We start from the raw sequence: 20,204 nt of genomic DNA, 5'->3' as shown, positions 1-20,204 counted from the left end.
AGGGTAACTGCTTTGAAACAAAGAGAAAGAATTGTGGTTACGGGAGTAGGAATCATCTGCGGTTTAGGCGGTAATAAAGACGAAGTCATCGCCAACATGAAGAAAAATCAAACAGGAATCGGTACTGTCAAAAGCTTCGCGACAGACAAATTCTTAAGCAGCATGGGAGCGGAGGTAAAGGATTACAACCCATCTCAATATTTCTCCGCTCAAGAAGAGGATAGCTATGACCGTTGTGCGCAATACGCGATTATTGCGGCAAAAGAAGCGCTCCAAGACAGTGGTCTTGAGCTGGGCCAAGTAGGTTCTGAGCGTGTAGGCTTGTCCCTTGGTACATGTAACGGCGGGATCAACTCGCTGGAAGTACAAGGCCGCATGAACAATCTGGATCAGCATCTGACCAAGCGCTATCCGTTTTTCCAGCAAGGTGATGATGTAGCCAGCTTCTTCGGCGTACAAGGCCCGGTCAATACGATCAATACAGCCTGCGCTGCAAGCGGCAATGCCATCGGTTATGCGTATGACATGATTGCTGAAGGATATGCAGATGTCATGATCGCAGGCGGCTCCGACTCGATGTCTTTGTCCGTCTATGCAGGCTTTAACTCCCTGCAGGCCTTAAGCCCGGTGCCATGCTCGCCTTATAACAAGCGTTTTGGTCTCAGTCTTGGTGAAGGTGCTGCCTTTGTGGTCATGGAGACTCTGTCTTCTGCACTGGAGCGCGGCGCACATATCTATGCAGAGATCTGCGGTTATGGTCTGAGCGTGGACGCTTATCATGCGACTGCTCCAGAGCCAAAAGGCCGCGGGATCAAGCTGGCAGTCGAGATCGCACTGGAAAATGCCGGTCTGGACAAAACCAAAGTGGGCTACGTCAATACCCACGGTACCGGTACCAAAGCCAATGACCCGGCTGAATTAATCGGTCTTCGTAGCATCTTCGGTGAAGATGAATTCAAGAAGCTGCCGATCAGCTCCAGCAAAGCGTACTTTGGTCACAATCTAGGTGCAGCTGCATCTATCGAATATGTATCCACTCTGCTTGCAATGCAGGAAGGTTTCTTGCCGGCGACGCTTCACCTCGAAGAGAAGCGCGAAGGCTGTGAGGATGCCAACATCATCGGCAACGAGATGCTCGAATGCAGCCCTGAGTTCTTCTTATGCAATAACTCCGCGTTCGGTGGTCACAATGCCTCCATCGTCTCCCGTAACTGGAAAGTGAGCCAAACGGAAGAGAAAACAATCGATGTTCCCAAACAAACCCGTGTCGGGATTGTGGGGATGGGTCTCATCAACTCGCTCGGAACTTTCCAAAGCGGTGCATTGCCACAGGTATTCCAAACGGAGAAGGCAAGCAAAGAGTGTGAATTCCAATTGAAAAAATACGATGCTAACCTCTACGAGCGACGGATGAACCGTCTTGCCCAATTCAGTATTGGAGCCGCTGACTTAGCATTACGTGATGCCAGCATTACGGTTGATGACTCCAATGCGATGCAGATTGGCTTGATCTACGGTACGTCCCGCGGCAGTCTGGAAAGCTCGTTAAAATATTTGGAAGGTATTTTGGAGAAGGGCCCTGAATATGCAAGCTCCATTTACTTCCCAGACATGGTTCTCAACTCGACAGCGGGTAAAGTGGCAATGAAGCTGGGAGTCAAGGGCTACGGCACCTCTCTTAGCACAGGTGGTAATGATGGTCTGGCAAGTGCTCTCTACGGGTACGAAGCGATCAAAAAAGGCATCCAAGCCTACTGCCTGGTAGGGGCGGGCGATGAATTCTCCCCACTGGCCACTGAGGTAGACCATGTACTCGGCCTCAATGAAAGCATCTATCCATTGGCAGAAGGCAGCTGCTTCCTTGTCCTTGCTGATCTGGATCAGGCAAAAGAACAAGGACTGCGCGTCTACTCCGAACTGAAGGGCTTTGGCTCTACATTCGGCGGCAGCCAAGGCGACAGCCAACAGCTGGAGCGCGCTGTCAATACCGCTCTGGAGCGTTCCGGCCTTAGCATGGATGACATCGGTTTTGTCTACTACAGCACCCTTAGCCTGACTGACACTGTTGCGACTACCAAACAAGTATTGGATGGACTGGTTGCTGACAGATCAATTCCGGTTGTTTCGTTTGACCAATACCTTGGTTATGCCGAATCCACAAGCTCTCTCGTCCAGATGTACATGGCGGCGGAATCGATTTTCGCACAAGCACACAGTGGACAAGCTGAGCTGGAAGCGGCAGCAGCTGCACAAGAAACAGCAAATCCTGCCATTCCTCCTCGTGCTAAGCACGGTCTCATTGTTGGGTCTTCTACGAACGGAAATTATATTGCGGCTGTTCTGTCCGCCATCGAATAATACGTCCGTTGCGTAGAAATTCAAATATATTATATAAACAAAAAGGTGGAGATTAACCATGAAAAGCGTACAAGAAATCAAAGAAACCATCAAACAAAGCATCTTGATTGATCGTCTTGAACTTGAAGATATCACGGCTGAAGAAATCAACGATGAGGACGCGCTCTTTGGCTCCGGTCTTGGTCTTGACTCCGTTGAAGCTTTGGACGTAGTTGCAGGTATTGAAGAAGAGTTCGGTATCAAAATCCAAGGGATCCCTCAGGAAGAAATCCAAAAGCATTTCTACTCTGTAGAAACCTTGGCACAATTCGTAAGCGAAAAGCTGCAAGAATCCGTATCCGCGTAAGGTAATACCGGCAACAATTTCTTCGAAGTATGAGAGCGAAATTTATTGGGCAAAGGGATGTCTGGAGTCATGTTTGAATCATTGGAAACTCTGGACCCCTGCTCTTTTTTTTAAAACGCCGTGCAAATCCATCCTTTGAATTTTGCCATAAAGGAGAATCCTATGCTTCTCAAAGATAAAAATGTAATCATAACAGGTGCCACACGTGGTATTGGTAAGTCTATCTTTTACCGCTTAGCAGAAGAAGGAGCGCGTGTCATCGGTGTCTATGCCAGTAGCGATGAGTCCGCACGAGTGATCCTCGATGATTTTGCTGAGCGCGGTCTGCAGGGGCACTTCTTCAAAGGCTCCATTACAGACACTGACTTCATTAAACAGATGTTCGCCGATGTGAAAGAGCAGTATGGTTCCATCGATGTTCTTGTCAATAATGCCGGAATTGTGCGTGACCAGTTCGTTTCCCAGATGCCGTCAAAGGATTGGGAAGCGGTTTTCCATACCAATTTTTCCGGTACCTATAACTGCTGCACAGAAGTCCTCCCTTATATGCTCGAACAAAAAGCAGGTAAGGTAGTCAACGTCGTATCTGTTACCGGTGTGTTAGGCCGGGAAGCACAAACCAACTATGGAGCCTCCAAAGGGGCAATCATCGGCCTGACACGTATGCTCTCACGCAAATATGTGCAGGAAGGGATCTATTTCAATGCAGTTGCACCAGGGATGATCCGCACCGAAATGATTGATCATGTGCCGAAAGAAAAGATCGAAAATTTCTTGCGTTACACTAATATAGGACGCCTGGGTGAGTCGGAAGAAGTGGCCAATGCGGTGCTTTATCTTTCTACTCACTTATCTGACTATGTAACTGATACAGTCATTAAAGTTGATGGCGGATTCATTCGATAGAGAGGTAGAAAACGATGAGCAAAGCGATATTTATTACATGGGGCGATCATGAATTTAATCAAATGATTGCCAGCCACCTATTGACCAAAGACCACCGCGTCACGCTTCAATTTGAAGATCAGACGGCGGCAGAAGCCTACCAGCAAACCCTTGCGCCAGAGCATGCGGAGCGTTTTTCATACATAGTTGATACGGAATTTAGCGAAAATTCTGTCAATGAATCATTGCAGCAAGCGAAAGCACAGATGGACGGTCTGGATGTGCTCATTCACGGCAATGAAATGATCAACGATGAAGAGTTTTTTGAGCGTGATCCGCAGGGCTTCGGTTTGTTCGTCGAGGAGCAGTTCCGCAAAATGTATTTGTTCACTCGTTTTGCTTCTGGGGACATGATGAAGCGCAAGTCAGGGGCGATCATTTTCCCGGTGATTTATGATGCGCTTGTCTATGCCGGCTATCCAAGTTCACCAGTACTTACACAAGGCAAGATTTCGATGATGAAATCCCTGTCTCGTGAACTGGTCGCCTTCAAGATTATGACCAACGTACTCACGCTTGGTTACTACGACGAAGAGTTTGACCGTGAGACCAAAAAGGCGAAGCGTTCCACTCTGGAAATCTTCGGGTTGAAGGTGCCGCTGTATACAGTGGAACAGATGATCCCTGCGATTGATATGTTCGTTACACCTGTTATCGGCAATATCAGCGGACAGAACTTCCATGTCAGTGCCGGAATCGAAACTCAACTGTAAAAAGGAGATGTCTTCATGCTGGATGTAAAATTGATTGGTCTGGGGAGCTTTTTGCCAGGTGAATCCATTACGAACGAAAAGATGGAAGAGATCTTTGGGCTGCGCCAAGACTGGATCGATACCATGATCGGCACTAAGACGCGCTATTTTGCCTGCGATCTGGATGAAAAAGTCTTTAAATTCGAACTCGTGGATGTATGCACCCGTGCGGCTGAGAAAGCATTGGAAAACAGCGGTCTCTCCGCAGAACAGATCGACTTCGTGGTGATGTCCACCGCGACACCTGACCACCTGATGCCAGCGACTGTCAACCTCGTCGTAGACCGTCTGGGTATGAACAATGTCCCTACATTCGAAATCCAGGCAGGCTGCTCCGGTGCGCTCCAGGGTCTTGAAGTGGCCTATCGCTTCCTTCAGAGTGGCGCATTCAAAAACGGTCTGGTCATCGGTGGCGACGTGATGAACAAATACCTTGATTTTTCCCGCGATTTTAAGAAGATCCGCTCGTCCGAATTGATCAACTTGGCTCTGTTTGGAGACGGTGCGGGTGCGGTCGTCATGTCCAATGATGCAGAGAAGTCCGGAATCAAGATCGAACAGATCGTCACCCGATTCGAAGGTCTGGGCCGTGAGCCGGGTCAGGTCATGAACTGGTTCGGTACGATTGTCGACAGCAGTATGAAGGATTCCAAAGGCAAGCGAATCCAGTCGGCCAAGGAAGACTACAAAGCAATTGAAGCGCATGTCCCTGCGATGGCGGGCGAGATGATGGACGAGCTGCTGACCAAGACGGGCTGGAGTAAAGAGGACGTCTCATACTATATGCCACCACAGCTGGGCGGCATCATGACTGATAAGATCTGTACCTATCTGGAGCTGGCAGAGGGTAAAGCATTGAACTGCGTAGCGGAGACAGGTAACAACGGGAATGCTCTCCCCTATATTCAGCTCAGCATGCTTGCGGAAAGAATGCAGTCCGGTGAGACAGCAGTCGGTGTCGCGATCGAATCTTCCAAATGGCTCAAAACAGGTATTGCTTTGCGAAAAGAATAGGGAGTGATCTTTATGAACGATAAAGAAATCATTCAATATATACGCACGGTGAAAAAGGAAGGCTCCTGGGGTGTCAATCAGAAGCAGGTCATCCAGACTCTTCAGCAAGCCAAAACAGCAGCTGTGCTGGAAAAGGTAGGATACCTGGCGAAAGAGGTAACCCTTGCCGATTGGAACCAAGACGCACCGGCGACACTTCGCCCGATCAAAATCGCCATCCTCAGTAACTTCACATGCGATGCGATTGCACATATGCTCCGTACCTTGCTCGTCCAACAGGGAATCGTGCTCGACGTCTATGTGGCGGACTTTAACCAATATATCTACGAGATGCTCAATGAAAAGAGCGGTCTGTACGCGTTCCAGCCGGATATCACGCTCTGCCTGCTGGATGCCCACATCATTCTCGATGACCTGTCAGAAGAGTGGGATGTCGATGAGATCGCGACGATTGCAGAACAGAAGGTATCTGAGCTGCACCAGCTGATCTCCCGTTACCAAAGCTTGTCCAAGGGCCTGTTCGTGACCAACACGATCCCGATGCCGTCTGAGACCTATCAGATGATCATCGACTACAAGTCCAAGGCAAGCTTCAGTAAGGTGTGGCGCACGCTTAATACACAATTGCTGACACTGGCCGAAGAGATGCCGCAAGTGGTCACCATCGATATGGAAGTGATCTCGCAGCAGGTATCCGAAGCGCCGCTGTTGGATCAACGTCTGGCTTACTATGCCGGCATGTACATGGGGCCTGAGTTGCTCGCAACCATTGCCAAAGAGATGGTTAAAATCTCCCGCGCCGTGCTTGGACAGGGCAAAAAGTGTCTGGTACTTGACCTCGACAATACCCTGTGGGGCGGCATCATCGGGGATGACGGACTCAACGGCATCCAACTGGGCGACTCCGCACCGGGGAAAATTTTTGTCCATTTCCAAAAGGCCATTAAAAAGATCGGACGCCAAGGCGTGCTGCTGACCATCAACAGTAAAAATGAAGAAAGCAATGTCATGGAGGCGCTGGAGAAGCATCCGGACATGCAGCTGCGTCCAAAAGATTTTGTCGTGATCTGCGCCAACTGGGAAGTCAAGCACGGCAATATCGAGTACATCGCGAAGCTGTTAAACATCGGATTGGACAGCTTGGTGTTCGTCGATGACAATCCGTTCGAGCGCAATATGGTTCGTGAGCATCTCCCGATGGTTAGCGTCCCTGAGATGCCGGAGGATCCATCTTATTACCTGACGACATTGGTCCATGAAGGCTACTTCAACACCATCAGCCTGACCAAAGAGGACCAGAAGCGTACCCAGCAGTACAAAGAGATCGCCCAGCGCGAGATGTTCCGTACCGCGACCGCTTCTGTAGAAGAGTACCTCGAAGGCTTAAATATCGAGCTGTATCTTCTCCCGCCGGAGCCGTTCTATCTGCCGCGTCTGGCCCAGCTGAACGTACGTACCAATCAGTTCAACATGACCACCCGCCGTTATCAAGAGGCTGAGATGGAGAGCATGGCTAACAGCGATGATTTCCTCATCATTGGCTTTCAGACCACCGACCGCTTCGGTGACAACGGCTTGATCGGCAGTGTCATTATCGAAAAAATCTCTCCGACAGCTTGGACGATCCGCAACTTCCTGATGAGCTGCCGGGTATTCTCCCGTTCCATCGAGACCGCTGTCCTGCGCCATATCCTGAAGCTGGCCCAAGAGCAGCAGGTGCAGGAGGTATTTGGTGAATATATCCCAAGTCCGAAGAACGGCATTGTCAAAGATTTTTATCCTAACCATGGTTTCGAACTGGTGGAAGAGGACGGCGAACTCAAGATCTTCCGTCACTCTCTGCAAGAGATCGGCGAATCGGTTTCATGGATTACGATGCATTTGAATAAGGAGGCTATTCACTCATGATTAAAACCGAACAACTGGTTGAACTTCTCTGCGACATCCTCGATATCGAAGAAGACTTTACCCATGAAACAGAGCTGGAGCAGCTCGAAGGCTGGGATTCCGTTAACGCTCTGCGCGTGCTGACCAACATCGAAAGCGAGTTCGGTGTCCGCATCAGCATGGAAGACTTCTCTAAAGTGAAGACCGTTTCCGATCTGGCTTCATTGGTGGGGTAGGTGATCAACATGGCAGGTCTACGTACCGTCCTATTCCCAAAAGAGAGACGGCATACCTACTACTTTTTAGAGCATGCACAAGAATTCCGTCCTGTTTATCTGGATGTAGATGTGGATATGACGAACGTGAAACTTGCTCGTCAAGCTTATAAGTCAAAAGGCGATACCATCAGCTATGTGACGTTTCTCATCCACGCGATCTCACAGGTGCTGCGCAAATACCCGGAAGCCAACTCGACGATCAAGCACGGATTCCGCCCGAAAATGGCCTATTACTCTGACATCACTGCCAAGTTCACGATCGACAAGGTGATCAATGACAAGCGGGTGGTGTTGTCGGGATTGGTCAGTCATTCCGATCGGATTGGGTTAAAAGAGATTCAGCAGACCGTGGAGCACTTCCGGGATCATTCGTTTGAAGAATTGGAAGAGTTCGCGGCTGTGCGCAAGCTGCAATCGTTGCCGCTTGGCATCGGCCAATGGGTATATAACCGCGTGTTGAACAACCTTGCGAAACGGGAAGAGCTGCAAGGAACTTTTTGTATCACGTCTCTGGGGCATCAGCCGATTCAGTCGTTCTATCCGATTATCTCTGCTACGGTCTGTTTTGGCGTAGGCACGATCGAGGACAAGCCAGTCGTGCGCAACGGCGAGATTATTGTTCGTCCGATGATGCGGTTGAGCCTGGCTTTTGACCATCGTGCGATTGATGGCGGGATGGCGGCTGATATCTTGGCTGATGTGAAGACGTATGTTGAAAATTTTGCGGAGGAGAGGTGACCGGATTTGGCCCGAAGACCGAAAAAGAGCAAGTATGATGTGATTGTAATCGGAGCAGGTATGGGGGGACTTGGAGCAGCAGCATTATTTGCCCAGGAAGGCTACTCCGTACTTGTGGCAGAGCGGCATTACCGTGCCGGAGGGTATGCTCACTCCTTCACGCGCAAGAAATATACTTTTGACGGAGCGGTGCGGATCGTAGCAGGGGCTGAGCATGAGGACGGATTGCTTCACATGCTGCTCGATAAAGTCGGGTTGGCAGGTAAGCTGCCATTCATTCGATTGGATGAGGTGTACAGTGCTCACTATCCAGATCATCAATTCGTGGTACCACGGGGAGTAGAGGGTCTGATCGAAGCATACAGTGCTCAGTTCCCGCATGAGAGGGAGAATATCAAGGAACTGGTGCGGGAGATGGAGGCGCTGTACAAGGTAACCATCGACATGCTGCACGCAAGCGACCCGATGATGGTACTCTCCAATCCAATGATTATGAAATATCGGACGGTATCGTTCCATGATTTCGTCGCTTCTTATCTGAAGGATCCGAAGGCTGTCTACGCCTTCTCGACTCTGTGGATCTACTTCGGTACACCGCCTAAGTCGGGAAGCACCTTGTACTACGCCTATGCGATCATGAGCTATTTCCAAGAAGATATCTATTATCTGAAGGGCAGCTTTCAAGGACTCGCAGATGCCTATGTCAAGAGGATCGAAGAATGCGGCGGGGAAGTCTGCCTGCCCAATGAGGTCAAGAAGATCCTCGTCGAAGATAAGAAGGTCAAAGGCATCCAGCTGCAGACAGGTGAATTCGTCGAGGCGCCGCTGATTATCTGCAACGGTGACTTTACCAAGATGGTTCATCAGTTGGTCGGGGCGGATCACTTCACTGGCCGCTTCCTCAAGCGTATCTCCAACTCCACGGTATCCCCTTCTGCCTTCGAGGTATTCATCGGAACGGATTTGCCGCTGCATGAGATGGGACTGGCACATGAGACCTTCGTATCCGACCGCTATGACTACGAAGATATCTTCCAGAGACATCAGAACGCGGCGACGCTTGGACCAGACGCGCTTGTAGCGGCAGCGATCTCAGCTCCGACATTGGTAGATCCGTCGCTTGCTCCAGAAGGTAAGCATACGGCGATCATCACCACGTTTGTACCGTACGACATCGGCGAGGATTGGAAAGAGGCGAAGTCGCGATACGAAGAAGCGATCATCCGTATAGCGGAAAAGGCGGTTCCGGATCTTGGCAAGCATCTTGATTTCGTCGAGTCAGGCACACCACTAACCATGGAGCGTTACACGAACAACACAGGTGGTGCGATCTATGGCTGGGAGCAGAACATGAAGCAGATGATTTCCCGTCCGCAACATGAGATGCCAATCCAAGGTCTTTACATCTCCGGGCACTGGACCGATCCAGGTGGGGGCATCGTCTCTGTCCTTCTCTCTGCCTACAAGCTCTTCAATAAGATTCAAGCTGCCCAAGCTGGTAAAGTACTGGTCAGCAAAGGGGAGGGTCGATGATGGAAGCAACCCAAGTGATGGATGTTGTCAAGGTACGCCATGTCGAGGGTGTCAGCTATATCGAACTGGATTATGCTGACCGCAAAAATACACTGGATATGAAAATGGCAGATGCTTTGCTGGAAGCCATCGGGCAAGAGAATATCAATCCGGATTGCAAAGTGATTGTCTTCACAAGCACAGGCCGGGCGTATTTTTCAGCAGGGCCGGATGTTCAAGGGCTGATTGCATTGACCGAGCAGGAGCGTGGGATGTATGAGCTTGACGAGATTGTCTCCAAGCTCAACCAGATCATTCTCTCGATCTACTATTCTCCTAAGATCACCATCGCTGCTCTGCATGGATATGCCTATGGCGGCGGGCTCAACATCTTCTTGGCCTGCGACTACCGGATTGCTGAGGAAAAAGCGAAGTTCATCGAAAACTTCTATTATATGGGGGTTACTCCTGACCTTAGCTCCAGTTACTTCCTGCCAAGACTGATCGGGGAGTCCCGTACGATGAAGCTTCTGCTCTCAGGCGGATTGTTCACAGCCAAAGAAGCAGAGAGCTGGGGTCTGTTCCATGAGGTCATCGAAAAAAGAAGCGCTATGATGCAGCGGGTCGAGGAGTTCTGCAATCAACTGCTCACCGGCGAGACAGACAACATCGTCCGGTTCAAAGAGCTGTTGCGCCACGGACAAAGGGCATCATTAGAAGATCAGCTGGAACTGGAAAAGCAATATTTGATCGACAGCTTCGCCCATCCGGGAATCGTAGAGCGTCTGAAAAACATATAGAAAACGTCGGGAGAGGAACCTTTTATGTCTGAGATGACGACTGTTACTGAAGAAAAAGCAACTCCTTCTGTTGTACTGACCAAAAAGCCTCACGAGCTTCTCAAGCAAGCCCCTCCATTCCTGTTCATCGACCGAGTAGAGGAAGTCAATGGGAAAAAAATCGTCTGTATCAAAAACCTTGCGTACAACGAGCCATATTTCACAGGCCACTTCCCAGGTGAACCAATCGTACCGGGTGTTCTACAGATCGAAATGGCGGCGCAGGCAAGCATGCTGCTGACCATCGCGATGTCTGAGTCAGACGGTGCAGAGCCGCTGATTGGCTATCTGGTGCAGAACAAGGATTTCCGTTTTTACAATCCGGTGCAACCAGGCGACAGCCTCAAAATCGTCGTTGAGATGAAGGAGCGCGTGGGCAATTACTACACTACCAAAGCAACCTTGACCATTCTCAACACGGGCAAGAAAGCGTCCAAAGGGGAACTGGTATTTTATTTACCATAGACTTATGAAAGCATGAGGAGGAAAGTCATATGTCTAACGTAATTCAGACTGACGTATGTATTGTCGGTTCCGGTCCTGCTGGGTCTACACTGGCCCTGATGTTGGCGAAACAAGGAATTAAGGTAACCTTGCTGGAGCGCAACACCTCGTTTCAACGCGAATTCCGTGGAGAGTCGATTTCATCCGGTTCGGTAGAGATTTTAGAAGAACTGGGTGTGTTAGAAAAGCTGCGTCCAGACGGTTACATCAATATAGAAGGAATGATGATGTACGGTGAAGGCAAACGCATCTTCGAAATGGATTACCGTCGATTCAAAACACTGAGTATCGACCTGCCGCAACCGAGCTTGATGCAGGCGTTGATCGATTTGGCTTCGGTCTATCCGAATTTCAGCATGATGTCGGGAGCCAACTGCAGCAAGCTGATTGAGGAAGAGGGCAAAGTGGTGGGTGTCATAGTCAAACAAGGCACAGAAACCTTCGAAATCCGCTCCTCTGTCGTCGTTGCAGGGGATGGGCGCTACAGTCTCATGAGAAAACTGGCCGGTCTGGAAGCAAACATCTCTACATTTGACCGTGACTTGATCTGGTTCCGTCTTCCTCGTCCAGATGACTGGGGGACTGTCATCCGAATCAAGGCGCTTGAAAACAAACATTTGATTATTCTTCCTACCTATCCAAATTTACTCCGTATAGGGTATAATATTCCAAAAGGCGGTTTCCGTGATGTCAAAGCTCGTGGTCTGCAACACTTCTATGAGGATGTATGCTTGATGGAACCAGCCTTTGACGGAATCGTACAGAAACATGTGACCAGCTGGGAAGATACTGTTCTTCTCGATATCTTCTCCGCATATGCTGAAAAGTGGTCCCGTGACGGCTTCGTATTAATCGGGGATTCAGCCCATACCTTCTCACCGGTTCTGGGTCAAGGTGTGAACTTGGCGATCCAAGACTCATATGAATTGGCACCGCTGTTGGTGGAACATTTCCAAAAACATGGCAATCAGACCGTTCCCGACGAAACTCTCCGTAAGCTGCAAGAAATCCGTAAGACGGATACGGCATTCATCCAGAGATTCCAAGGACAACAAGAAAGAATGCTTTCCCTCAAAGGCCCGCTTCGCGCCTTTGCACGACGCAGTTTCTATCGGGTGCTCAATGCGATCCCGTTGAAATACAAAGTGATGAAGCGGATTGCTTTTGGAGTTCGTGGATAATTCCACTATCCATATTTGAATTAAGGTAAGAGGTGAAGGTGTTTCATGAACAAAGCAATTCTACATCTGGAAGGTCTATTTGTTTTGGTATTGTCAGTGTATTTCTACAATCAGGTGAGTGCTGACTGGCTGCTGTTTGCCATTTTACTCTTGGCACCAGATATCTTCATGCTTGGATATCTGATCAATCCACAGATTGGCAGCGTGCTTTATAACGTAGGGCATACGTATGTAGTGGTGATTCCACTGCTGCTCTATGGAATCTTGGTACAGGATAATTTGGTGTTGAGCATCGGGTTAATCTGGGCTGCACATATCGGCATGGATCGTCTGGTCGGATACGGTCTGAAATATCCAACTGGTTTTAAAGATACCCACTTGGGCCGCGTGTAGAAAATTGGAAAGATAATATCTGTTTCGATAAAGTCCTCATCAGAAGATGGGGGCTTTTTTCTGTTGTGACAAATCTGCCACCGTTTCGCCCCTGACTGTTCACATAACTCCCCGCCATAGCACAAAAAAACGATTCATGTTGTGATAAACTTCACATATAGAATGGTAAACAGGAGGGGAGATTCATGGAACTGGATAATACCATGCTTGCCCGCATTCTGACTTCACTGACACTCGGGTTTCACATCATTTTTGCTGCACTGGGCGTAGGCATTCCCGTGATGATATCCGTCGCGGAGTGGCTGGGAATCCGCAAAAAAGACCCCGCTTACACGCTGATGGCCCGCCGTTGGAGTAAAGGCTTCACCGTCACGGTCGCCGTCGGAGTGGTGACAGGAACCTGTATTGGTCTGCAGCTCAGCCTGCTTTGGCCCACCTTTATGAAAATAGCTGGGGAAGCGATTGCTTTGCCGCTCTTTCTGGAGACCTTTGCCTTTTTCTTCGAGGCGATTTTCCTCGGGATTTATCTGTATACGTGGAATCGGTTCAAAAATCCGTATATTCACTGGGCATTCAGTATTCCGGTGATTCTCGGATCGACCGCATCGGCTTTCTTCATTATGACAGTCAATGCCTTCATGAACGCACCACAAGGCTTTAACCTGGTGAATGGCGCGATTGTGGATATTCAGCCGCTGGTAGCGATGTTCAACCCAGCTACCCCGTCCAAGGCAGGGCATATGATTCTCTCATCATATGCGACCAGTGCGTACGTGCTGGCGGCGATTGCGGCTTTTCAACTGTTAACAGGCAAGAAGCACTCGTACTACCGCAAAGCACTCAACCTCACCTTGACGCTTGCCTTTCTGTTCTCGATCGGTACGGCGGTCTGGGGCGATATCGCGGGGAAATATCTCGCGGAGTACCAACCAGCCAAGCTGGCAGCGGCGGAATGGCATTTTGAGACGAAGCCACAGGCAGAGCTGGTCTTCGGCGGTGTGTTGGACAAAGAGACGCAGGAGGTCAAGCACGCCATCGAGATTCCGTATGTGCTGAGCATCCTGGCGGGTGGCTCACCTGATTATGAAGTAATCGGTCTCAATGATATTCCGAAAGAATACTGGCCACCGCTGTTTATCCACTATCTGTTTGACGGGATGGCGGCGATTGGGATGTACATGGCGGCCATTCCGGTGCTGTACTGGCTGTTCACCCGCATCCGTCGGGAGCAGGGCGCACCACGGCTGCTGCTTCGCGGGATTGTGATCGCGGCTCCACTGGCGATGCTGGCGATTGAGCTGGGTTGGATTTTCTCGGAGATCGGGCGTCAGCCGTGGATTCTGGTGGGCTATATGAAGACGGCACATGCTGCGACTACGGCGGATAATGTAGGGGAGATGCTGATTCTGTTCAGTGCGCTGTACCTGTTCCTTGGAATCGTCTCCTCTTTTGTCCTGACCCGTATGTTTAAGAACAAACCGGCCGAAGCCGAGCTGCCTGCCATCCCTGTGGAGAAATAGCGAGAGGAGGTCACACGCCATGACATTGGAACTGTTGGGTATTACAGTACTTTGGATCTTTCTGTACGGCTATATCATCGTTGCCTCGATTGACTTCGGCGCGGGATTCTTCTCCTTTTATTGTCGGATCAAAAAAGAAGACCACATCGTCAACGGGATCATTGAGCGTTATCTGTCGCCGGTGTGGGAAGTGACCAACGTCTTCCTGATCTTCTTCGTAGTAGGCTTGGTCGGATTCTTCCCGAATACGGCTTACTATTATGGAACGGCGCTGTTGGTGCCGGGTAGTATTGCGCTGGTGCTGTTGTCTCTTCGCGGCTCCTTCTACGCGTTTGCCCACTATGGAGCGCGGGACAGTCTACTGTATCAGTTCATCTACGGGGTGACAGGACTGTTCATTCCCGCATCGCTTGCGACGGTTCTGACGATCTCAGAGGGCGGCTATATCGAGCAAAAAGGCGAGAATGTCAACCTGATGCTCGATAAGCTTTTGACCAGTCCGTACTCATGGGCGGTGGTGTTCCTCGCGATTGTGAGCGTCTTGTTCATCAGTGCGAGCTTCCTCACGTATTATGCGGACAAAGCAAGGGACGTACAGGCGACCAAGCTGCTCCGCTCGTACGCGATCATGTGGAGTCTGCCGACGATTTTTGCCAGCTTCATGGTATTTCTTTCGATCCGTACACATAATCCGTATCACTTTGAGAACATGCTGAATAACAGTTGGATGTTCCTCGCGTCATTCGGGTGCTTCCTGATCGCGTTGGCTGTGCTGTTCAAGCAGCGCAACTACGGTGTCGGGTTCGTGTTCGTGATGCTGCAGTTCGCCTTTGCCTTCTTTGGATATGGCAAATCCCACTTGCCGTATTTGCTCTATCCCTATATCACCATCGAGAACAGTGTGACCAGCCCGCAGATGGGTGTGGCTTTGGTGATTGCCTTTATCGCGGGACTATTGTTGCTGGTTCCATCGCTGATTCTTCTGATGCGTCTGTTCCTGTTCGACACCAAATATGTGCAGGGAGTCCCGACTAAGAAATAAAGGGCGCAGGTAGCAAGCACTATCGCCCAGCCTGCGGGGTGCTTGCTTATTTTTCCCTTTTCCATACTTGTGGTATGATGGAAGATGTAAAAGACGAAGGACGAAAGGTTGGGGCGCATGGATCAAGCAGTAAAAGAAATTACTCCTCAAGAAGTAGAAGAGAAAATCACAAAAGGGGAAAATGTTCAAATCATAGATGTGCGTGAACCACACGAATGGGAGCAAGGTCATATCGCAGAAGCGGAACTGATCCCACTCGGTACAGTACCTGAGAACCTCGATAAGTTTGATACATCCAAGGAAATCATCATGGTCTGCCGCAGCGGTATGCGCAGTCACAATGCGGCTGAATTCTTGGCTCATCACGGAATCAAAGCGGCCAACATGGTGGGCGGCATGCTCGCATGGACTGGTAACGTCGCACGATAAATGGTTGGTGGCATCGGGCTTACCCAGTTCGGTGCTTTTTCTATAGAAACGGGGGAGACGAGTATGAACAGGCTTAGATGGTTGCTCTTGTGTGCAAGTGTTGTCATGCTGATGCTTGCCGGATGCACCCAGACAGAGGAGGGGCAGGAGAAGACACCGCCGCGCTTTGAAGCGAAGAGCGGGGACACCCAGGGCGTGCTGACTATTTCCCCGGGAATTGTGGGTATCAATACATATTCCGCTGTGGTCACGGACAAGTCTAATCAGAAGCTGACGACGGGAAAAGCCATCCTGCATTTTGCCATGCCGAATATGGATCACGGTAAAAGCGATCTGGAATTGACTCCGCAACCGGACGGAACGTGGACGGGCGAGGGGCCGCACCTCATGATGGAGGGCGACTGGCAGATCACTCTGGAGTGGCAGGATGAGCAAGGCAACAGCCAGACCTATACCTACACGTACAACCTGAAAGAGTAAGAAGGGGAGAAATAGATCATGGAGCAGAAACAACCGCAAGTATCAAAAATGTACTGGGTGATCATGTCCGTCCTCGTGCTGATCATCGTCGCGGGAACCGCCTTTGGCTACGGTAAGTGGTGGGGACAGCCCGATATCCCGGTGATCAAAGCCATCGATGATTTTGACATGCAGGAAGTGACAGGACAGCCGTATCAATTCTCACAGCATAACGGCAAGGTGCGCTTAGTCTCGTTCATCTTCACCAGATGTCCGGATGTGTGCCCGCCTACCACCCAGATCATGTCTGAGATCCAAGATGAGCTCAAAAACGAAGGCTTGTTCGGTACCGATGTGGAGCTGGTGACGATCTCCTTTGACCCGGAAAATGATACGCCGGAAGCGCTGAAGGAGTACGCAGCCAAGTTCAACGCTGATTTCAGCGGCTGGCAGTACCTGACCGGCACTCCTGATCAGATTAAAGAAGCACTGGCCCGATTCGGCGTCGGCGCGCTCAAGCAGGAGAACGGCCTGTATATCCATACGATGAAGACGTTCCTCGTGGACAAAAACCAGAACCTGCGCAAGATGTACGGCATGGCCGGGGATATGGATACAGAAGAGATTTTGGCAGATATGAAGGCACTGGCAAAAGAATAGCAGACCACTGCTAATGTGGATTGCCGCAAGTTCAAGGCAAAGAGAAAAAGGGCAAGTTGCCCTTTATGAACGATGACCCGCAAGATGGACACTTGAAAAAGTGAACGTCTTACGGGTCATTTGTGTTTTCATCTCATTAACGTTGTAAGATTGGGTGAAGAATCATGAATCATCGCTCTAACAACCATTTTATCCGATCTAATGAAGCTACGTAATGCAGTACGATAAGCAACAGGAATGTAAGGCTATAGATCCTAGAGCTGCTATAGTAAAGCGCAATAAATCCCGCACCAAAAACGAAGAATTCTAGAATCAATCTTGTCATCCCGCTTACTGCCACAACTCCGTCGCTGCCTCTGCTTGGGTCGCCAGGTACAGCAAACACACTCCAAATAATCATGACAAAAGCAGGTAAAATCAAGACCAAAGCGTATCTTGCAAATCCGTTGAAATGAGTCCAAGCGAATGTTCCGATGGAAAATAGTGCAACAAGCTCCAACAAAAATCGTAAAGATAAATTAAGTGGATTAATCTCAAATACCTCCTTAAAAAGATTATCTTATGTTAAATCCATTTCAACAAAACTCTACGGCTTCGTCACTCGAAGTAACAATTTGAGAGCGATAAAATTTTTAAAAAAAGCACCTCACAACTTGGTGTAAACCAAATTGTGAGGCTTATTTTCATGGAATTACAGTTCCAGCTTTTTTATCACTGCTATAACATACGGGTATGTAACAATCTGGGTAACGCTTTACTCTTTGGTAACATACAAACTTTTTAACCCATACATTAACGGGCTTCGAAGGGGTTCAAGCTCAACATCTTTTAATTTCATATTTGGAAATCTTTTTACGATTTCAGTTAATGCAAGAGTTGCTTCAAGACGAGATAAAGGCGCCCCTAGACAAAAATGAATACCACTACCAAATGCAATATGTTGATTGGAAGTGCGGTGCAAATCAAATTGATCAGCCCGGTCGAATTGGTTTTCATCTCGGTTTGCTGAACCAATCCATAAAACTACTTCGTCCCCGGCTTTCAATTGCTGGCCGCGTATTTCGATATCTTCTTTTACAATTCGAGGCATAGCATGAACCGGGGAGCGATAACGCAGTACTTCTTCAATTGCTTTTGATAGTAAAGCAGGGTCTTGTTTTATTTCATTAAATACTGACGGATGCTCTAAGAAACAATACATCGCGTTGGTAATGAGATTCGTTGTCGTCTCGTGTCCTGCAATGAGCAGATTAATAGAGAAGCCAACCAGCTCTTTATCGGTTAATTTAACACCGTCTTGTTCCACCCCGATCAGCACAGAAATGATGTCGTCTTGGGGATCTTTTCGCTTTTGCTCAATGATTTGAAGAAAGTAATCAGCAAGATTTTTAAAGCCTTCATACACCCTTTTTGTACTTTCTTCAATAGCTTCTTTAGAGTTATTGGCAGGCCCCGTAATGACTGAGATGGTCCATTCTCTGAACTTGTCCATGTCACTGTTAGGTACGCCGATGATCGTTCCAATAATGGTAAGGGGTAATGGAAAGGCGATTGTATTGACGATATCGAATTCATTTTCATCTTTTACTTTGTCAAGTAGTTGATCAATATGGTATTGTATGCGGGGAGCCCATGATTGGATTGTTCGAGGGGTGAAAGCTTGATTAACCAATGAACGCATTTGGCTATGTCTTGGTGGGTCGAGTGCAATAATACTTTGAGTAGTCGGAATGTTTTTGTTTTTTCTTTCGGACGAGAATACTTTTGGATTCTTTAAAATATCAACGATGTCCTCGTATAAAAAGATATCCCACAGTTGTCCATTTTCGTCATATCGAACAGGTGATTCAGCTCGCATCTTTTTGAAATAATCAAAACGACCTTCCCATATTTCTTCCTTTGTTTGAAATATACTCCTGAAAAGTATCTTACTTCCTCTCTCCTCACTCATTCCAAAACATTCCTTTCTATATCTGTTATGTAATTAATTTACTATTGTTTTTGTGAGTTAGCAAGTGCTTATTTCTATTTTTGTTAGTGAAGTCAGATCAGCTGTTTTCGAAGGTCAAATCGTTGCCAATGCTCATAAAAAGAGACTTCTGATGAATTCAGAAGTCTCTTTTTATGAGCATTGCGGCCGGGGACCTTTCACTAAATGTCCACAATTAGGGTCATCGTTCATTTACCAGGCGGCTCGCTATTTTTTCCTTCATTAATATTATTTAATTGCGGCTTAATTTTACTCTCTGTCAGGGAGCCGATTTCATTGCTGCTCTTAATAAGGGAACAAAATCTTCGATACATACACCACCAGCGCAACCGTCACACTGCTGAGGATCGTCGACACCAACACCGTCTGTGCCGCATACTCTGGATGATTACCGTATTGCAGGGCCAAAAGCGCACTGTTCCGAGAGCTTGGGAATGAGCTTGCGATGAACAGGGCCTGTGCCGTAACTCCGTCCAATCCGAGAGCGAAGATGACAGCCAAGGCAACAAGCGGAGAGAGCACCAAGCGGCCTGCTAGACTGAGCACAAGCGGCCGGGAGACCTGCTTGATATTCAGATGAGCGCTTTGTGCACCCAAGGTAACCAGTGCAATCGCCAGAAACGATGTGGATAGATTCTCCATCGGGGTCATGATAAATGTCGGGATCTGAATGGATAGGGCATGGAAGATAAATCCTAATAAGAGTGCACAAAAGACCGGGTTTTTCATAAATTCTTTCACAGCACCTAATCCGGAGATACTGGCTGAAATCGAGTTCTTCAACCCCCACGTGTTCGTGAGCATCGTTTGGAAAATGATAATGACGATCTGGATCGATGCGCCAAACGGGTTATGCTGAAAAACAAGCTGGCTGATCGGCAGCCCGTAGTTAGCTGAGTTGAACAGAACGACACTGTTTTGAAAAGCGGCAGAAAGACTTCGATCCATATGCGCTACCTTGGCGATTCCCACACTGAGGATGATCATACAAACGCTTTGCAACAATAGAAAACCAATAATGTGGAAGAGCGTTTCACCTGCCATTTTGCTCTCATATATGCTGAGAAAGCTCACAACGGGAAGCAGGAGGTGGGTATTCAATTTCGACAACGTCCCCATATCCAGATTGAATTTACGATGCAGAAAGGCACCGACTCCGATTAGAGTAAATATAGGTAAGATTACGTCAAGGATGATCAGAGTAAAAACATTCATAGAAGTCACCAACCTATTCATCTTGAAAATGTTCACAGTTTTATCATAGTTTTAATTCCCGAATCAATAAAATACAAATCCTCTATCGCTGGATATAGAGAAAAGGAATAAAAAACGTGGGGCATGCATTCATGCTCCACGT

The 20,204-nt window shown here is 48.6% G+C and carries 21 protein-coding genes; 18 read left to right on the top strand and 3 right to left on the bottom strand.

Going from position 1 to position 20,204, the window contains the following annotated elements; genetic code table 11:
• Positions 1-12 precede the first annotated feature (12 nt).
• From FGI41_RS19430 to FGI41_RS19345, 18 genes are all read left to right on the top strand, one after another.
• A complete protein-coding gene (locus FGI41_RS19430) occupies positions 13-2,358 on the top strand; it encodes a beta-ketoacyl-[acyl-carrier-protein] synthase family protein (RefSeq protein ID WP_255298545.1) in 2,346 nt (781 codons plus the stop codon).
• Between the two features lie 58 nt (positions 2,359-2,416).
• The gene (locus FGI41_RS19425) at positions 2,417-2,704 is read left to right on the top strand and encodes an acyl carrier protein (RefSeq protein ID WP_139491985.1); all 288 of its coding nucleotides are present in this window, start codon (positions 2,417-2,419) and stop codon (positions 2,702-2,704) included.
• A gap of 162 nt (positions 2,705-2,866) precedes the next feature.
• Positions 2,867-3,610: an SDR family NAD(P)-dependent oxidoreductase gene (locus FGI41_RS19420; protein WP_139491984.1), complete on the top strand. Its 744-nt coding sequence runs from the start codon at positions 2,867-2,869 to the stop codon at positions 3,608-3,610.
• A gap of 14 nt (positions 3,611-3,624) precedes the next feature.
• Complete coding sequence (locus FGI41_RS19415) at positions 3,625-4,362, top strand: SDR family NAD(P)-dependent oxidoreductase (protein WP_139491983.1); 738 nt, start codon at positions 3,625-3,627, stop codon at positions 4,360-4,362.
• Between the two features lie 15 nt (positions 4,363-4,377).
• Positions 4,378-5,415 carry a ketoacyl-ACP synthase III gene (locus FGI41_RS19410; protein WP_139491982.1) on the top strand — a complete coding sequence of 346 codons (1,038 nt, stop codon included), beginning with the start codon at positions 4,378-4,380 and terminating at the stop codon, positions 5,413-5,415.
• 12 nt (positions 5,416-5,427) lie between these two features.
• Complete coding sequence (locus FGI41_RS19405) at positions 5,428-7,323, top strand: HAD-IIIC family phosphatase (protein ID WP_139491981.1); 1,896 nt, start codon at positions 5,428-5,430, stop codon at positions 7,321-7,323.
• The gene (locus FGI41_RS19400) at positions 7,320-7,538 is read left to right on the top strand and encodes an acyl carrier protein (protein ID WP_139491980.1); all 219 of its coding nucleotides are present in this window, start codon (positions 7,320-7,322) and stop codon (positions 7,536-7,538) included. Before FGI41_RS19405 ends, FGI41_RS19400 begins: the two co-directional genes overlap by 4 nt.
• Before the next feature lie 9 nt (positions 7,539-7,547).
• The gene (locus FGI41_RS19395; RefSeq protein WP_139491979.1) at positions 7,548-8,318 is read left to right on the top strand and encodes a 2-oxo acid dehydrogenase subunit E2; all 771 of its coding nucleotides are present in this window, start codon (positions 7,548-7,550) and stop codon (positions 8,316-8,318) included.
• A 6-nt stretch (positions 8,319-8,324) separates the two neighbouring features.
• Positions 8,325-9,851 carry a phytoene desaturase family protein gene (locus FGI41_RS19390; protein ID WP_139491978.1) on the top strand — a complete coding sequence of 509 codons (1,527 nt, stop codon included), beginning with the start codon at positions 8,325-8,327 and terminating at the stop codon, positions 9,849-9,851.
• Positions 9,848-10,630, top strand: coding sequence for an enoyl-CoA hydratase/isomerase family protein (locus tag FGI41_RS19385; protein WP_139491977.1), 783 nt, complete (start codon positions 9,848-9,850; stop codon positions 10,628-10,630). The genes FGI41_RS19390 and FGI41_RS19385 overlap by 4 nt, the downstream gene beginning before the upstream one ends.
• A 24-nt stretch (positions 10,631-10,654) precedes the next feature.
• Positions 10,655-11,134, top strand: coding sequence for a FabA/FabZ family ACP-dehydratase (locus FGI41_RS19380; RefSeq protein ID WP_255298544.1), 480 nt, complete (start codon positions 10,655-10,657; stop codon positions 11,132-11,134).
• A 29-nt stretch (positions 11,135-11,163) separates the two neighbouring features.
• Positions 11,164-12,354, top strand: coding sequence for an FAD-dependent oxidoreductase (locus tag FGI41_RS19375; RefSeq protein ID WP_139491976.1), 1,191 nt, complete (start codon positions 11,164-11,166; stop codon positions 12,352-12,354).
• A 45-nt stretch (positions 12,355-12,399) separates the two neighbouring features.
• Positions 12,400-12,747, top strand: a complete 348-nt coding sequence (locus FGI41_RS19370; protein WP_139491975.1) for a DUF4260 domain-containing protein — start codon at positions 12,400-12,402, stop codon at positions 12,745-12,747.
• A gap of 185 nt (positions 12,748-12,932) precedes the next feature.
• A complete protein-coding gene (locus FGI41_RS19365) occupies positions 12,933-14,267 on the top strand; it encodes a cytochrome ubiquinol oxidase subunit I (protein ID WP_139491974.1) in 1,335 nt (444 codons plus the stop codon).
• Between the two features lie 19 nt (positions 14,268-14,286).
• Positions 14,287-15,309 (top strand): cytochrome d ubiquinol oxidase subunit II, encoded by a 1,023-nt coding sequence (locus tag FGI41_RS19360; RefSeq protein WP_139491973.1) that lies wholly within the window; start codon positions 14,287-14,289, stop codon positions 15,307-15,309.
• Between the two features lie 117 nt (positions 15,310-15,426).
• Entirely contained in the window at positions 15,427-15,738 is a 312-nt protein-coding gene (locus FGI41_RS19355; RefSeq protein ID WP_139491972.1) for a rhodanese-like domain-containing protein, read from the top strand.
• Positions 15,739-15,801: 63 nt separating this feature from the next.
• Positions 15,802-16,218 (top strand): FixH family protein, encoded by a 417-nt coding sequence (locus FGI41_RS19350; RefSeq protein WP_176560356.1) that lies wholly within the window; start codon positions 15,802-15,804, stop codon positions 16,216-16,218.
• A gap of 18 nt (positions 16,219-16,236) precedes the next feature.
• Positions 16,237-16,857 carry an SCO family protein gene (locus FGI41_RS19345; protein WP_139491970.1) on the top strand — a complete coding sequence of 207 codons (621 nt, stop codon included), beginning with the start codon at positions 16,237-16,239 and terminating at the stop codon, positions 16,855-16,857.
• Positions 16,858-17,026: 169 nt separating this feature from the next.
• Here FGI41_RS19345 and FGI41_RS19340 read toward each other — a convergent pair whose 3' ends face one another.
• The 3 genes from FGI41_RS19340 to FGI41_RS19330 all read right to left on the bottom strand — a co-directional run bounded on the left by FGI41_RS19340 (position 17,027) and on the right by FGI41_RS19330 (position 20,062).
• A complete protein-coding gene (locus tag FGI41_RS19340) occupies positions 17,027-17,356 on the bottom strand; it encodes a YrdB family protein (RefSeq protein ID WP_255298543.1) in 330 nt (109 codons plus the stop codon).
• A gap of 255 nt (positions 17,357-17,611) precedes the next feature.
• Positions 17,612-18,808: a cytochrome P450 gene (locus FGI41_RS19335; protein WP_139491969.1), complete on the bottom strand. Its 1,197-nt coding sequence runs from the start codon at positions 18,806-18,808 to the stop codon at positions 17,612-17,614.
• A 324-nt stretch (positions 18,809-19,132) separates the two neighbouring features.
• Positions 19,133-20,062 (bottom strand): AEC family transporter, encoded by a 930-nt coding sequence (locus tag FGI41_RS19330; RefSeq protein WP_139491968.1) that lies wholly within the window; start codon positions 20,060-20,062, stop codon positions 19,133-19,135.
• Between the last annotated feature and the right edge of the window lie 142 nt (positions 20,063-20,204).

Source organism: Brevibacillus dissolubilis, from assembly GCF_006170445.1.
Classification (GTDB): domain Bacteria; phylum Bacillota; class Bacilli; order Brevibacillales; family Brevibacillaceae; genus Brevibacillus_B; species Brevibacillus_B dissolubilis.
Note: the sequence above shows the minus strand (reverse complement) of the source record. Positions and strands in the feature narration are given on the sequence as shown.